The sequence below is a fragment of the Streptomyces mayteni genome, from assembly GCF_054783955.1.
In genome coordinates, this window is record NZ_BAAGPR010000014.1 from 58548 (window position 1) to 73963 (window position 15416).

14 protein-coding genes are annotated in these 15416 nt (G+C 71.6%); 11 read left to right on the forward strand and 3 right to left on the reverse strand.

The window, feature by feature from the left end; genetic code table 11:
* Nucleotides 1-224 precede the first annotated feature (224 nt).
* Nucleotides 225-1277 carry a LacI family DNA-binding transcriptional regulator gene (locus ACYVPE_RS09445; protein ID WP_461033002.1) on the forward strand — a complete coding sequence of 351 codons (1053 nt, stop codon included), beginning with the start codon at nt 225-227 and terminating at the stop codon, nt 1275-1277.
* Between the two features lie 45 nt (nt 1278-1322).
* On the opposite strand, the gene ACYVPE_RS09450 is transcribed toward ACYVPE_RS09445, so the two are convergent.
* Nucleotides 1323-2585 (reverse strand): MFS transporter, encoded by a 1263-nt coding sequence (locus ACYVPE_RS09450; RefSeq protein WP_461033003.1) that lies wholly within the window; start codon nt 2583-2585, stop codon nt 1323-1325.
* 133 nt (nt 2586-2718) lie between these two features.
* On the opposite strand from ACYVPE_RS09450, the gene ACYVPE_RS09455 reads away from it, so the two are divergent.
* The 6 genes from ACYVPE_RS09455 to ACYVPE_RS09480 are packed head-to-tail and all read left to right on the forward strand — an operon-like array spanning nt 2719 to nt 8148.
* Nucleotides 2719-3756 carry a Gfo/Idh/MocA family protein gene (locus ACYVPE_RS09455; RefSeq protein WP_461033004.1) on the forward strand — a complete coding sequence of 346 codons (1038 nt, stop codon included), beginning with the start codon at nt 2719-2721 and terminating at the stop codon, nt 3754-3756.
* 25 nt (nt 3757-3781) lie between these two features.
* On the forward strand, nt 3782-4252 hold the full coding sequence (locus ACYVPE_RS09460; RefSeq protein ID WP_461033005.1) for a heme-degrading domain-containing protein: 471 nt from the start codon (nt 3782-3784) through the stop codon (nt 4250-4252).
* A complete protein-coding gene (locus tag ACYVPE_RS09465; protein ID WP_461033006.1) occupies nt 4249-5166 on the forward strand; it encodes a hypothetical protein in 918 nt (305 codons plus the stop codon). The genes ACYVPE_RS09460 and ACYVPE_RS09465 overlap by 4 nt, the downstream gene beginning before the upstream one ends.
* Before the next feature lie 17 nt (nt 5167-5183).
* Nucleotides 5184-6086, forward strand: a complete 903-nt coding sequence (locus ACYVPE_RS09470) for a sugar phosphate isomerase/epimerase family protein (RefSeq protein ID WP_461033007.1) — start codon at nt 5184-5186, stop codon at nt 6084-6086.
* Nucleotides 6087-6109: 23 nt separating this feature from the next.
* Entirely contained in the window at nt 6110-7273 is a 1164-nt protein-coding gene (locus tag ACYVPE_RS09475; RefSeq protein ID WP_461033008.1) for a Gfo/Idh/MocA family protein, read from the forward strand.
* On the forward strand, nt 7270-8148 hold the full coding sequence (locus tag ACYVPE_RS09480; protein ID WP_461033009.1) for a 3-keto-disaccharide hydrolase: 879 nt from the start codon (nt 7270-7272) through the stop codon (nt 8146-8148). Before ACYVPE_RS09475 ends, ACYVPE_RS09480 begins: the two co-directional genes overlap by 4 nt.
* 26 nt (nt 8149-8174) lie before the next feature.
* On the opposite strand, the gene ACYVPE_RS09485 is transcribed toward ACYVPE_RS09480, so the two are convergent.
* On the reverse strand, nt 8175-8849 hold the full coding sequence (locus tag ACYVPE_RS09485) for a GntR family transcriptional regulator (RefSeq protein WP_461033010.1): 675 nt from the start codon (nt 8847-8849) through the stop codon (nt 8175-8177).
* A gap of 21 nt (nt 8850-8870) precedes the next feature.
* A complete protein-coding gene (locus tag ACYVPE_RS09490) occupies nt 8871-9788 on the reverse strand; it encodes an NAD(P)-dependent oxidoreductase (RefSeq protein ID WP_461033011.1) in 918 nt (305 codons plus the stop codon).
* Between the two features lie 268 nt (nt 9789-10056).
* Here ACYVPE_RS09490 and ACYVPE_RS09495 point away from each other — a divergent pair, with 268 nt between their 5' ends.
* From ACYVPE_RS09495 to ACYVPE_RS09510, 4 genes are all read left to right on the forward strand, one after another.
* Nucleotides 10057-12066 (forward strand): hypothetical protein, encoded by a 2010-nt coding sequence (locus ACYVPE_RS09495; protein WP_461033012.1) that lies wholly within the window; start codon nt 10057-10059, stop codon nt 12064-12066.
* A 78-nt stretch (nt 12067-12144) separates the two neighbouring features.
* Entirely contained in the window at nt 12145-13494 is a 1350-nt protein-coding gene (locus ACYVPE_RS09500) for an ABC transporter substrate-binding protein (protein WP_461033013.1), read from the forward strand.
* Nucleotides 13481-14431 carry a carbohydrate ABC transporter permease gene (locus ACYVPE_RS09505; protein ID WP_461033014.1) on the forward strand — a complete coding sequence of 317 codons (951 nt, stop codon included), beginning with the start codon at nt 13481-13483 and terminating at the stop codon, nt 14429-14431. Before ACYVPE_RS09500 ends, ACYVPE_RS09505 begins: the two co-directional genes overlap by 14 nt.
* Complete coding sequence (locus tag ACYVPE_RS09510; protein WP_461033015.1) at nt 14428-15285, forward strand: carbohydrate ABC transporter permease; 858 nt, start codon at nt 14428-14430, stop codon at nt 15283-15285. Before ACYVPE_RS09505 ends, ACYVPE_RS09510 begins: the two co-directional genes overlap by 4 nt.
* Nucleotides 15286-15416 lie beyond the last annotated feature (131 nt).

The following is a 15416-nucleotide window of genomic DNA, read 5'->3' on the forward strand; positions in this document are numbered from 1 at the left end:
GAAGTGGATCTCCGATGGACCACGATCTCGTTCTGAACGGCCTTGCCTATTCGTGGGCGGCGTCGACCTGATCCTCGCCGGCGTGCCGGCACGCCCCACGACGGAATGTCGTAGCGGCGTCAGCGCGGTTGACGGAGCACCCTGACATCGCCGTTCGAGCCGAGGGCTTGGGGGCCCGAAACCGGGGCCGCGTCCCCGCTGATGGTGCGTGCGAGACTGAGCGCATGACGACCGACGTGGGAGACGCGCGGGCGCGAAGGAGCAGCAGGAAGTCTGGCCGGCTGCCGACGATGCAGGACATCGCCGACCACGTCGGGGTGTCGCGTCAGCTGGTGTCGCTGGTGATGCGGGACGTTTCCGGCCCGAGTGCGGAGTCGAGAGAACGCATCCTCGCGGCGGCGAGCGAACTCGGCTACCGGCCCAACGCCTCGGCGCGCCTGCTGCGCCAGAACCGGACGCGGCTGATCGGTGTCGTGTTCGAGATGCGCAATCCCTTCCAGGTCCGTTTCGTGGAGCGGCTGTTCGTCCGCGCCGCGGAGCGGGGGCTGGGTGTGGCGCTCGGCCCGACGACCGTCGAGCGGCCGACGGACGTCGTCGTCGCCCAGTTGATGGAGGAACGGGTGGAGGCGCTGGTCGCGTTCAACCCGGATGCGGCGTCGAACGCCCTGGCCGAGGCGTGCGATCTGGTTCCCGTGGTGTGGCTGGGGGAGTGGGTGCGAACGCCGGAGGTGGACAACGTCCACGTGGACGAGGTCGAGGGCCTTCATCGCGCGGTCGAGCACCTCGTCGGGCTCGGGCACCGCGACATCGTCTACGTTGGCGGGCTCGGCGGGAACGTGGGCCGGGACCGCGCCGAGGCGTACCGTGCCGCGATGGCCGCGTTCGGCCTGGTGGAGCGGATCGAGGTGCTCTCCAGCGACTTCTCGGAGGAGGGCGGCGCCGGCGCGGCTCGCCAACTCCTCGAGCGCGACGAGCGTCCGACCGCCGTGGTGTGCTGCGGCGACCAGTGCGCGGTGGGCGTGTTGGCGGTGTTCGCGCGGTCGGATGTGCGGGTGCCCGAGGAGATCTCCGTGGTCGGCTTCGACGACAGCTACCTGGCGTCACTGTCGTACCACCGGCTGACGTCCGTCCGGCAGGACGTCGAGGCGACCGTCGAGGCGACCCTGGCATCGGCGGTGGAACGGATCGAGAGCGACGAGGGGCCCCGCCGGGTGACCGCGACGCGTACCGAGCTCGTGGTTCGCGAGTCGACGGGGCCCGTCAGGGCCGGGGCGTGACGGGCTGGTGCGCCGTCACGTCCCGGCCTCGGCGACGGCCAGGGGTCAGCGGACGCCGCGGATGGGAACGATGACGGCGGCCCCGATGACGGCGACGACGCCCGCGCCCCAGAGCAGTACGGGGTAGTTGTCGCCGCCGCCGACGCCCAACAGCACGAGCCCGAGGGCCGGGGCCAGGGACTGCGGCAGGGAGCTGGCGATGTTGAAGACGCCGAGATCCTTGCCCGGCTTCTCCGGGTCCGGAAGGACATCGACGACCAGCGCGACATCGACGGCCGAGTAGATACCGAAGGCCAGGCCCATGACGATCTCGGCGAGGTAGAACACGGCCACGCTGTCGGCGAGGGCGAGAACGACCAGGCCGGCGCCGAACACGAGGGTGGAGCCGCCCACGAAGATCTTGCGGCGGCGGAGCCGGTCGGACAGCCAGCCGGAGAAGGCGGAGCCGACGAGCAGGGCGATCGTGTACAAGAGCACGCCATTGGCGACCGCGGCGACCGCGTCGTTCTCGTCGAGGCCGAGGTGGTCCTGCATGTACAGCAGCCGGTACGTGGTGAACATGAAGGTCGCCAGGATCACGAAGAACCGTGACAACCAGACCAGGCCGAAGTCCCGGTGCGCGACGGGGTTCGTCCAGAAGGTACCCAGGACCTGACGCGGGGAGAGCGGCTCGACCGGTGTCTCCGGCAGGCGGTCGGGTGTGACGAGCACGTAGCCGACGACGCAGGCGACGCCGATGACGCCGGGCGCCACGAACAGGACGGGCAGGTTCTCGACGAGCAGGACCGCGCCGTAGGTGCCGGCGAGGATCGAGACGTTCTGCGCGAGGGCGATGACGCCGGACGCCCGGCCGCGCTGCGCTTCGGGGACGTTGTCCGCGAAGCTCGCGATCAGCGCGGCGAACGCGGCGTTCGACGCGAGTTGGCAGAACAACCAGGCGACGGTCAGCATCAACACGCTCGTGCTCACGGAGACCCAGGCCAGGCCGGCGAGCAGTGCCACGATGCCGCCCAGCAGCCAGGGCTTGCGGCGCCCCCAGCGCGTCCGCGTCGCGTCGCTCAACGCTCCGAACAGCGGGTTCCCGATAAGAGCGCCGATGGCGCCGACGGGCAGCACGACGCCGATGACGGCCGCGGGGTCGTCCGGATTCAGATCCTGCGCCTTGAGCTGCATGCTCACGAACACCGGCGAGAGGATCGCCACGAAGATCCCGAACTGCGCTACCCCGAGGGCAGCGATGTACCAGGTGCGGACAGGGCGTGGGGGGACCGGGGACGTGAGCGGGCGTGCCGGCGATTCTGTCGACATCGACGCCTCCTTGAGTCGTGTGCGAACGCCCGGCACAGCAGATCCGGCCTATTTAGCTCGTGCTAAGCTGAGCGCTGGCCAGACTTTAGCTCGTGCTAACTGACTCGACAATGAGTTGAACAGGAGCAGCGACATGCCGCCTTCTCGACTGCCGGAACCCGAGCTCTATCTGCCTGGCACGGGAGACCCCTCGCTCCGGTGGGGCATCGTCGGACCGGGGTGGATCGCGGGCGAGTTCGCGGCGGCGCTGCGCTCCCACACCGCGCAGCGCGTGGTGGCCGTCTCCTCCCGCTCGCGCGAACGGGCGGAGAGGTTCGCCGCCGAGCACGGCATCGAGCACGCGCTGGGCTCCACCGAACAGTTGGTGACCCATCCGGAGGTCGACGTCGTCTACGTCGCGACCCCGCAGAGCGAGCACCTCGACATCGGGCTGGCGGCGATCGCGGCGGGCAAGCACGCGCTGATCGAGAAGCCGATCACGGTGACCGCCGCCGAAGCACGGAAGTTGGCCGACGCGGCCCGCTCGGCAGGGGTGCTGGTGATGGAGGCGATGTGGAGCCGCTACCTGCCCCAGGCATCAGTGATCCGTCGGCTTCTCGCGGACGGCGCCCTCGGGGAGGTACGTGCCGTGTTCGCCGACCACGGGCAGGCCATCACGGCGGACCCCGGGCACCGCCTCCACCGGCCCGAGCTCGGCGGCGGGGCGCTGCTGGATCTGGGCATCTATCCGGTGCAGTTCTCCTCGATGGTGCTCGGCGCGCCGACCCGCGTCGTCGCCGTGGGCGGCATGACGGAGACGGGCGTGGACGCGTACTCGACGCTGGTCCTCACCCACGGGGACGGCGCGCAGTCGACGCTGTACTCGTCGATCCTCACGCGCACCCCGATGACTGCCGTGATCGCTGGGTCCGAGGGGGCGATCACCATCGACGGCAGCTTCTACGTCCCAACGTCCTTCACGTTCTCGCCGAGCGGCGACCCGTCGGGTGGGGCGCTCGTCTGGAGTGATTCGACGGGGCTGCGGCTTTTTGGCGGGTTGTCGTGGGAGGCCACGGCGCTGGCCCGGTTCGTCGGCGAGGGCCGCGTCGAGTCCCCGGTGCACACGCTGGACGAGACCGTGTCGATCCTCGCCACCATCGACCAGGCACGAGCGCAGCTCGCCGCGTTCTGACCACCGCCACTCGGAGGGACCTTCCGTGACCGACCTCATCACCACGTTGGAACGCCAGGAGCGGGAGCTGGTGTTCGACGCCTTCGACCACGACGACGCGTGGCGTCTCGGCACCCGCATCACCACCATCGCGCGGGGGGCCGGCCACCAGGTCGGCATCGACATCCGGCGACCGGGACTGATCATGTTCCGTGCCGCCCTGCCGGGTATCACTCCCGACCAGGAGACCTGGATCGCGCGGAAGGCCGCGGTCGTCCTGCGCATGGAAGCCAGTAGCGCGCTGGTGGACGCCCGACTGTCCGCCGCGGGCGTCGACCCGGTCGCGGCCGGTTGGTTGGGCGCCGAGTACGCGGTGACCGGCGGGTCGTTCCCGATCCGGGTGCGGGGTGCGGGGGTTGTCGCGGCCGCCACCGCCTCGGGGCTGGCCTCGCTGGAGGATCACGACCTGATCGTGGCGGGCGTTCGCGCCTTCCTCGCCGAAGGAGACAACGCATGAGCGAGCAGGTGCCCTTCAGGCGGTTGGGGGACGGTCAGCTCGCTCGCATCCGGGTCTGGGACCGCGCGACCAGGGCTGTGCGCACGGTGTTCGAGTCCCAGGACCGCCTCTACGAGGCGCCGAACTGGACCCCCGACGGCCAGTTGCTGGTCAACGGGGACGGGAGGCTCTGGCTACTCCCCGTCGACGGCTCCGCCCCGCCCCGGCCGGTCGTCACAGCGGGGCTGCCGGACGTCAACAACGACCACGTTCTCGCCCCCGGCGGGGCAAGCGTGTTCGCCTCGGCCAACGACTGGCACATCTGGGAGGTCCCACTCTCCGGAGGCGTCGCCCGCCGCGTCACCGCCGACGACGGCGGGATGCACTTCCTGCACGGCGTCAGCCCCGACGGGCAGCGCCTCGGCTACGTCCGCCTCGACCCCGAGGGCGACAACTGGTGGGCGTCGGCCACCATCCACACCGTCGGCGTCGACGGACGCGACGACGTCGCCGTCACCACCGATCCTGGACCGGCCGACGGGTGCGCCTGGACGCCGGACGGCGAGTGGATCGTGTTCAACACCGAGCAGTTCTCGCAGACGCCGGGCCACGCCCAGCTCGCCCGGGTCCGGCCGGACGGGACGGAACTCGCGCAACTCACCTTCGACGAACGCGTGAACTGGTTCCCGCACGTCGCGCCCACCGGCGACGTCGCCGTCTATCTCAGCTATCCGCCGGGCACCACCGGGCATCCGCCGGACCTGCCGGTCGAGCTGCGGCTGGTGACGGTCGGCGCCTGGCGCGAGCCCACCACGCTGGTCGCCCTCCACGGTGGGCAGGGCACGATCAACGTGCCCAGCTGGGCCCCGGACGGATCCGCGTTCGCCTTCGTCGACTACCCCATCCAGCGGCGGAACGAGCCGGTGGCCGAGTGACAGAGAAGGAGACACCGATGCCCCTGGAACACCGCACGGCCATCAACCCGTTGCCGTGGATCCTCGGCGACGGCGGCTACCGGCTGGACCGCGCCGTCCTGGACGAGGCGATGGCCGCGCTCTCCGAGGTCGGGTTCACCCACCTGACGATCGAGCTGCCGCCAGAGATCTCCCCGACCGAGTACGGCGCGCTGCTCGCCCAGCACTCGCTCGCGCCAGCACCCGGATACTTCTCCGCGCCCTTCCACGAGCGCGACCGCCACGGCGAGGCAGTCGAGGCGATCAGACGGCACGCGCGGGCGCACCTCGAACTCGGGGTGGACAGCGCCTTCATCGCCGCCGACCTGCTGCCCGACCGCATGGCGCGACCGGCCGTTGGCACGGGACATGACCCGGACCGGACGCTCGTGGTGGCCGAAGGACTCGCGGCTGCGGCGGAGGCGGCCGCCACCGAGGGCGTGCGGTACGGGCTGCACCCCCACGTCGGCACCGCGGTCGAGATCGAGCGGGAGGTGCGCGCCGTGCTGGACGCCACCGCCGGCAGCGCCCTGGGGTTCGGGCCTGACACCGGCCACCTGCGGTGGGCCGGCGCCGTGCCCGAGAAGCTCGTCGGCGACTACGCGGACCGGGTGTTGAACGTGCACCTCAAAGACGTCGACTCCGTCGCGGCCGACGCCGCACGGGAGCGTGACGAGGACTACGCCACCGCCACCGGAACGTCGAAGGTGTGGACCGAGCCGGGGCGCGGGGCGATCGACTTCGACGCCGTCCTCGCCGCGCTCCCCGAGGACTTCGACGGCTGGTTCGTCATCGAGGTGGACGTGCCCAACCTCCCAACCCCGACCGCGAGCAGCGCCGCCTCGCTGGCGTTCCTGCGGCAGCACCCGTACTTCGCCGGGACGGCCGGGGACGCCTCGTGACGGCCGGCGCCGCAACGCCGCGGGTGGCGATCATCGGAACCGGCATGATCGCGGCGGCGCACCTGCGCGCCGCTCGCGACGCCGGCGCCGCGGTGATCGGCGTGCTCGGTTCCCTCCCCGAGAGGTCGCGGGAGGCCGCCGCGCGGTGGGGCGTCCCGGCCGGGTACCCCAGCCTGGCCGAGCTGTTGGCGGCGCGTCCGGACGTCGTGCACATCTGCACCCCCAACGACACGCACGTCGACTACGCGCGGGCCGTGGTGGAGGCCGGCCTGCACATGGTCGTCGAGAAGCCCGTCGCCACCGATCTGGCCGACGCCCGTGAGCTGGCGGCGGCCGTCCGGGCGGCCGGCACGGTCGCGACAGTGCCGTACGTGTACCGGTACCACCCGCTGGTCCGGGAGATCCGCGACCGCCGGCGCTCCGGCGAGTTGGGCGAGATGCTGCTCGTGCACGGCTCCTACCTCCAGGACTGGCTGCTCTCGCCCGACGCGTCGACCTGGCGCGTCGACCCGAGAACCGGCGGCGCCTCGCGCGCGTTCGCCGACATCGGTTCGCACTGGGCGGACCTGGCCGAGTTCGTCTCCGGCGAGCGGTTCGCCACCGTCTCCGCCAGCACCTCGATCGTCCACCCGACCCGGCCCGTCGCCGCCGGCCCGTCCTTCAGCGGCGACGCGCACGGCGAGCGGGTGCCCGTGGAGACCGAGGACGTCGCGGTGGCGACGTTCCGCACTGAGCGGGGCGCGCTCGCCAACACCGTCGTCTCCCAGGTCTCCGCCGGGCGGAAGAACCGACTGTGGCTCGAGCTCGACGGGTCGCTGAAGTCGGCCGTGTTCGACCAGGAGCAGCCCGAGTCCGTGTGGTTCGGAACCGAGCACGGCGCCACCGTCCTCCGGCGCGGCGAGGGCGACGTCGCCCTCGACCAGGCCCGCCTCAACCGGGTGCCGCCGGGACATCCGCAGGGCTGGCCCGACGCGTTCGCCGCCTTTTGCGCCGACACCTACGCCGCGGTGCGCGGCGAGGAACGCGAAGGGCTGCCGACGGTCGACGACGGGCTGCGATCCGTCGAGATCGTCGACGCCCTGCTGCGCGGCGCCGCGTCCGGCGCTTGGACGACGATCGGCCCAGCGGGCGGCGGGGCACGCGTCGTGCCGCACGCCCACCTGACCGGAGACGAGGTTCCGCTGTGAGTGACATCGAGACGTTCGACGACGCGGGGTTCGAGGACCTGTTCGACGGGCTGACTCTCGACGGCTGGCATCCGGTCCCTCGGGTCTACGGCACCGTGTACCCCGGCGGTCCCGACGTCGCCGAGGTGTTCGCCGAACTCGGCGTCGAACCGCCCGTCGAGCCGGAGAAGCACCCCGCCGTGTGGCGAGTCGAGGACGGTCACATCGTGGGCGAGCAGGAGCGGCCGGGCTGTGGCTACGGCGGCTACCTCGTCAGCGACGAGACCTTCGGCGACTTCGAGCTCGTCGTCGAGGCGCGCCCCGACTGGCCTGCCGACACCGGGATCATGCTGCGCCGCAGGCCGGACACCTGGGAGGGTTTCCAGGTGCTGCTCGACCACCGCGAGTCCGGCGGCATCGGCGGGTTCTTCGGCAATGGCCTGGCGAGCTTCTCCGCGGTGCCGTTCGCCGTCGTGTCGGTCCAGGACGAGACCGGCACGCCGATCGGCCTGGCCGCCGACGACCCCGCCACCTCCGCGGAGCCCGTCACCCCGGAGAAGATCGCGCGCCTGAGCTACGCCGCCAAGGTGGAGGACTTCCTGCGGGTGTGGCGGTGGGGCGACTGGAACGAACTGCGGATCCGTTGCGTCGGCGCCCTGCCCACCATCACGACCTGGGTGAATGGGCTGAAGATCGCCGAACTCGACACCGCCACCCTCGACTCGCCCGGCTACGACCCACGGGCGGTGCTCAACACACTCGGGCCGCGGGGCCACATCGCGTTCGAAGTCCACGACAACGACGCCCTGTTCGGCGAAGCACGCTGGGGCAGGGGAGCGCGGTGCCGCTGGCGGAGCATCCGCCTCAAGGACCTGACCTCGGCATCCGGCAAGTGAACGCGATCAGACGGCGGGCGCCACGCTCAGGCGGGAGAGCCGAGGTTGGCGACGAGTCGGTCGCGGGCGGCGTGCAGGTGGAGCAGCAGGGCCTCGTGTGCCGCCTCGGGGGCGCCGGCCTCGATGCCGGCCAGGATCGCGGCGTGTTCGCGCTCGATGTTGCTGGGGTGGGTGGCCTTGTGGGCCTGGGCCTGTCCCATCGTGAGCTGGACCTCTCCCATGATGAGGTCGTGCATCTTGGTCAGGTAGGTGCTGCCGGTGGCCGCGACCAAGGCGGAGTGGAACAGGATGTCGGACTCGACCTGGGCGGGGAAGTCCAGGTCGCGGACCGCGCGTTCGATGAGTCGCTGCGACTCCACCGCGTCTGGGGGGACGGGCGTGCCCCGGGTGGCGAGTGTGGTGACGGCGAAGCTCTCGACCGCCTCGCGGCCCAGGAAGAGGTCCAGGATCTCCTGGGCCGACAGTTCGGGAACGACTGCCGACTTGTGCGCCGACCTGCGCAACAGCCCCCGGGCGATCAGCCGTTCCAGGCAGGCCTTGGCCGTCGGGCGGGCGACGGAGTACTCGGTGGCGACCCGGGCCTCGGTCAGCTTCTCGCCGGGCGCGATCTGGCCGTTGACGATGCGCTTGCGCAGGGAGTCGAACAGGGCGTCCGTCAACGACGCGGGCTTGAGAACGAAGCGCTCCGCGTGGTCAGACATGGGTCACATTGTCGCACAGGTTTACTGGGCAGTCGTTTCTCGTCGCCCGCGCTCGGCGCCTGCCGGGCCACCGCTCAGGCCCTCGACCAGCGCCAGCGTGGCCGAGTGGTCCTGGCCGCCGTGCCCCTGGGCGACCAGGGCGGCGAAGAGTTGGGCGACGAGCCCGGTCATCGGCAGCGCGACGCCCGCCTCCCGGGCCGCGGCCAGCGCGATCCCGAGGTCCTTGAGGTGTAGTTCGGAGCGGAAGCCGGGGGTGAAGTCCCGGCGGAGCATGCCGTCGGCCTTCACGTCGAGGAACCGGTTGCCGGCCAGGCCGCCGGCGAGCACCGCGAGGGCGGGCCCGGGGTCGATGCCGCTGCGCTCGATCAGCACGATCGCCTCGGCGAGCAGCCCCGATATCCCGCCCACCAGCAGTTGGTTGGCGGCCTTGACGGTCTGCCCGGCGCCGTGGCCGCCGACGTGGACGACGGTGGTGCCCAGGGCCTGGAGCACCGGGCGGGCGCGGGCCACGTCCTGGGCCTCGCCGCCGACCATGATCGACAGCGTCGCGTTGACGGCGCCGGTCTCCCCGCCGCTCACCGGGGCGTCCAGCGTGCGGACGCCGCGGTCGCGGGCCGCCGCGGCGACGGCCGTGGATGTGCCGGGGCGGACGGTCGAGCAGTCGACCAGCAGCAGTCCCTCGGCGGCGTGGGCCAGCACGCCGTCCTCGCCGAGCACGACCCGCTCCACGTCGGGGGAGTCGGGCAGCACGGTCAGCACGACGGTGGACCGCTCGACCACCTCGGCCACGCTCGTCGCGGCCCGACCGCCGGCGGCGACCAGGCGCTCGACGGCGGCGGGGGAGCGGTTGTGGCCGGTGACCTCGAAGCCGGCGCGCACCAGGTTGGCGGCCATCGGGCCGCCCATCACGCCGAGACCGATGACTCCGACCCGTTCCATGGTGAACCAGCCTTTCTGGCGTTGAGGTTTGGGCGTTGGGGGTTGGGCGTTGGGGGGTTGGGCGCGGCACAGCCTGCCATCGGAAGGATCGTCGGGCAACCTCACTGACCTGACTGGTACTTCCGACAGGAGATATGTCCAGAACACTTGACTGACAATCTTGCCGTGCATACGGTCCCGCCGACGCACCCCGACCGAGACAACCCAACCGAGTACGAGGAGCGCGGTGTCCACGCACCTGACGGCCTGGTGGAATCAACCTTTCCGTATGTATCAGACCAATCTCGCCGAGATCGACGCCGGACTCGACGTCGCCGCCACCCTGGATCGCATCGAGGAACACGGAGCCGATGTCTGGCTGCTCAACGCGGGCGGCATCCTGGCGTTCCACCCGACCGACCGCCCCGACCAGCGCCGTAACCCCCACCTCGCCGACCGCCCTGGGCACGACCTGCTCGGCGAGGCGGTGGCCGCGGCGCACGACCGGGGCGTCCGGCTGATCGGGCGGCTCGACTTCTCCAAGGTCCAGCGCGAGATCGCCGAACAGCACCCCGAGTGGTGCTTCGTCGGGCCGCGAGGGCACTGGCAGGAGTACCAGGGGCTGGTCAGCGTCTGCCCCAGCGGCGACTACTACCAGCAGCGCTCGCTCGACATCATCGACGAACTCCTCGACCGCTACCCGCTCGACGGCTTCTTCCTCAACTGGCTCTCCTTCAACGAGGCCGACTACAGCCGCGTCTACCACGGCGTCTGCCACTGCACCGCCTGCGCCCGCGGCTTCGCCGCGTACGCCCCGGGGCGCGAACTGCCCGCCGGTCCCGACTCTCCCGACTACGCCACCTGGAAGGCGTTCGCCGCCGGCGTCATCGACCGGCTGACCACCCGCATCCACGGCCACCTCAGGGCCCGTGACCAGAGCGTGGCGCTCATCCTCGGCAGCAACGCCGACATCCTCTTCTTCGAGGCCAACAACGCCCTGGGCCGCCAACTCCCGCTCTGGATACACGGCACAGGAGAGGCCGTCAGCCGCTGGCGCAGCATCCACCCCGACAAGCCGGTCGTGGTCAACGCCGCCACCTTCGTCGACATGCCCTACCGGCTGGTCTCCGAGGAGCCCGAGCACTACGCCCTCTACCAGGCCCAGGCCGTCGCGCGCGGCGCCAACCCCTCCACCTACCTGATGGGCGAGCCGGGACGGCTGGTCAACGCCGCGGCGGCGGAGGGCAGTCGGTTCGCGCGCTTCCACCGCGACCACGCCGAGCTCTACGCCGAGTTGTCCTCACGCGCGGCGGTCGCCCTCGTCAAGCCGGCCTTCCACGGCTGGCACGACGACGGCTGGGACGCGCCGGCCGAGCGCGAGTACCGGGGCTGCTACCTCGCCCTGCTGGGCGAGCACATCCCCTTCGACATCGTCGCCGAGGAGGCGCTGCCCGCGCTGCTCGGCACCCCGGAGCGCGCCGCCCGCTACCGGGTGTTGGTGCTCCCCGAGACCCCGCTGGGCGAACCGGGCGTGCGGGACCTCGTCGACGCCTTCGCCGCCGCCGGCGGGACGGTGATCGCCACCGGCGACGTGGCCCCGGCCGGCGGCGACCAGACCGGGCTCGCCTGCCTCGGCATCGAAGCGGTGACGGGCGTACGGCAGGGGCGGGAGCGGATGTTCGGCTGCTACCTCGCCGACGGCGCGGACACCGCCGACCTGACGTCGGGGCGTGACGTGCTGCCCCTGCACGACCAGTTCCGCCACACCCGCCTCAAGCCCGGCGCCACCGGCCGCCTCCGCCTGCTCTCCCAGGCCCCCTACGGCCCGCCGGAGAAGTGCCACGGCCACCTCCCACTGGACCACGCGGGCGTCGTCCACCACACGCACGGCGCCGGGCGCACCGTCTACTTCCCCTGGCCGGTCGGCCGCGGCCACGTCGACTTCGGCCTCTCCCGGTTCGGCGCACTGATCGCCGACACCATCCGGGAGACCACGCCCGCCGCCGTGCCGTTGCGCACCACAGGACTGCCGGAAGCCGTGGAGCTGATCCTCTCCGCCACCGGCGACGGCCGCACCCTGCTCCAACTGGTCAACTACACCGGCCAGTCCGACCGCCGCTTCCACGCGCCGGTCACCGTGCACGGCGCCCGCGTCCACTTCCCGGCCCCGGCCCCGGCCAGCTTCCGCACCGCCACCGCGCTGGTGGCGGGGACGGACGCCGCCCTCACCGAGGAGGACGGGGAGCAGGCGCTGACCCTGCCCGCACTCGGACTCTTCGAAGCCATCGTGTTGGCGTGACCCGCCCGCCCACCGCTGCCACCGCCGGCGCCCCGCGCCGCCGCACCAGACCATCAGCTTCAACGAGGAGGCACCCGCATGGTCCCTGTCCACGGCTCGGCCGCGCCGCCGGCGCGCGAGCCCCGCCCACCCACCAGAGCCGGACGCGCCGGGCCCACCAGGCGCGGCCGGCCCCGGGCCGCGGCCGGCGGCGCCACCCGCGCACTGCTGGGCGCCGGCTGCTCGGCCCGCGGCGACGACCTCGACCACATCACCTGGGCCGTCGGGCTCGACCCGGTCGGCGGCCCGCACTTCCAGCGCGCCGCGCAGGAGTTCATGGACCGCAACCCCGGCGTGACGATCGACCTCACCCCGATCCCCAACGGCGACCTCAACGCCTGGCTGGTCACCCGGCTCGCCGCGGACCGCGCCCCCGACATCGTCAACATGGGCGTCTCCGCGGTGGGCCGCTACACCACCAACGGCGGCACCGTCGACATCGCCACCCACCTGCCGGACCGTTTCCTCGACGACTACCAGCCCTCGTTGCGCGCCCTCGTCGAGAAGGACGGCGGCGTCTTCGGCATCCCCCACGAGACCAACTGCGCCGCCACCTACTACCGCACCGACATCCTCCGGCAGATCGGCGCCGAACCCCGGGACGACCTCGAACGCGCCTGGACAGCCGAGGAGATCCGTGAGATCGCCGTCGAGGCCAAGCGCGTCACCGGCGCCTACGGCCTCTCCTGGGGTTACATCAACGAGAGCTCGGGCAACCGCTGGCTGCCGGTCCTCTACATGTTCGGCGGCTCGCTCTTCCGCGCGGACGGCAGGACGCCCGCCATCGGCGATCCGGAGGGCGTCGAGGCCCTGGAGTGGACCCGCCGGCTCTACGCCGACGAGCTGATCCCGGCGAGCAACACCGTCAAGGCCAGCCAGGAGGACACCGCCTTCTCGCTCTTCACCACGGGCCAGGTGGGGCTGATGATCCACGAGTCGCAGTTCCGCAGCCTGAAGGACGTCATACCCGACGAGGACTGGTCGGTCGACTACCTCTTCCGCGACCGCGGCGCCGCCACCAACCTCAGCGGCAGCGTCAACGTCGTCACCCGCAGCTCGCGCAACCCCGAACTCGCCGCCGCCTTCCTCGCGTTCGCCAGCGAACCCGAGCGCACCCTGGCACGCGTCCGGGAGTCGGGCGCCATCGCCCCCTATACCGGCGTCACCGCGAGGGACGTCGGCTACGCCTACCGGCCCGACCTCGTGCAGCGCTTCATCGACCAACTCTCCACCGTCCCCGCCCAGATGGCCAGGGAACAGGCCGGCCCCGACTACCAGGCGATCCGGCAACTGCTCGGCGACTTCCTCGACCTGATGTTCATCGGCTCGGCGAGCGCCAGACAGACCGCGGACGCCATCGCGGAGGGACTGCGCAATGTCAGGAACTGAGACCGCCAGCCCGCCGCGACCCGCCCCGCGCGCGGCCACCGGGCCCGCCCCGCGAACCGGGCGGCGCCGCGGCCCCACCGGCACCCGCGCCCCCTACCTCTTCCTGACCCCCAGCCTGGTCCTGTTCGGCGTCTTCTCACTGTTCCCCATCGTCGCCGCCGTGCTGATGAGCACCCAGCAGGGCGCGGTGCTCGGCCAGACCGACTACGTCGGCGGGGACAACTACCGGCGGATGGTCGACGACCCGCTGTTCTGGACCGCGCTGGAGAACACCCTGGTCTTCACCGCCGCCACCGTCCCGCTCTCGATGGCCATCGGCCTGCTGCTCGCCCTCATGCTCAACCGCCCCATGCCGGGCCGGGCCCTGCTGCGCACCGTGTTCTTCACCCCCATGGTCGCCTCGGGCGTCGGCGTCGGCATGGTGATGGCCTGGATCTTCAACGGCGACTACGGCGTCCTCAACAACGCGCTGGCCGCCGCCGGCCTGCCCCGCGGGGAGTGGCTGACCTCGTCGGACATGGGCATGGTCACGGTGGTCCTCGCGGTGCTGTGGACCCGGGTCGGCTTCTGCATGGTGCTCTACCTCGCCGCCCTCCAGTCCATCCCCCACAGCCTGCTGGAGGCGGCGAGCCTGGACGGCGCCGGCCCCTGGCAACGGTTCCGGCACGTCGTCGTGCCCCAACTCTCCCCGACCACCTTCTTCCTGCTCGTGGTCAACGTCGTCTTCTCGCTCCAGGCGTTCGACCTGCTGTACGTGCTGACCGGCGGCGGCCCCGGCTTCGCCACCACCGTGCTGATCCAGTACATCTACCGGTCCGCCTTCGCCAACGGCGAGATGGGCTACGCCAGCGCGCTCGGCGTCGTCTCCACCCTCCTGCTGATCACCTTCACCCTGCTGCGGTGGTACCTCGGCAGGAACGACGAGGACAACCGATGAGCACCGCACCCCCTCCCGCACGCCACCACCGCGGCCGCAACGGCGGCACCTGGGCGATCTGGACCCTGCTCGTCATCGCGGCCCTGATCACCGCCTTCCCGCTCTACTGGATGGTCGCCACCTCGCTCACCGGCGGCACCCTCACCCAGAGCCAGGACCTCCGGCTCTGGCCCGTCGACATCAGCCTCGACAACTACACGGCCGTCTTCCGCGCCCTGCCGGTCGGGCACTGGATCGTCAACTCGCTGCTCATCGCCACCGTCGGCACCGTGCTGACCGTGATCGTCAGCCTGCTGGCCGGCTTCGCCTTCGCCAAGTACCGCTTCCGAGGCCGCACCGCGATCTTCTTCGCCTACCTGCTCACCATCATGGTCCCGATTCAGGTCACCCTGGTGCCCTCGTTCCTGGTCATCGTGGAGCTCGGCCTGGTCGACACCGTCTGGGGTGTCATCCTGCCCGGTGCGGCCGAGGCCACGGCCGTCTTCATCGCCCGCCAGTTCATGCTCAACATCCCCACCGACCTGCTGGAGGCGGCGCGCATCGACGGCGCCGGCGAGCTGCGGATCTTCCTGCGGGTGGTGCTGCCGCTGAGCGGCCCGCTGATCGGCGTGCTCACCGTGCTGGCCTTCATGGCCCGGTGGAACGAGTTCCTGTGGCCGCTGATCGTCCTCCAGGGCGAGGACAACCTCACCCTCCCCGTCGGCCTCGCCGGCCTCCAGGGCAGCGAGTCCTTCGCCGCCCCCTGGGGCCCCATCATGGCCATGGCCACCCTCACCACCCTGCCGGTGCTGGTCATCTTCCTGCTCTGCCAACGCCAGTTCGTCCAGGGCATCGCCAACACCGGCCTGAAGTAAGGAAACAGACGTGGACGGTGGGCCGTCAGGCTCTCCACCTCGACCCGACCACGTCGTCGCCGCACGGGCGAGCGCTTCGTCCCGACCGGAACCACCGCCTACGCCTGGACCCACCAGGACGACGACCTGCA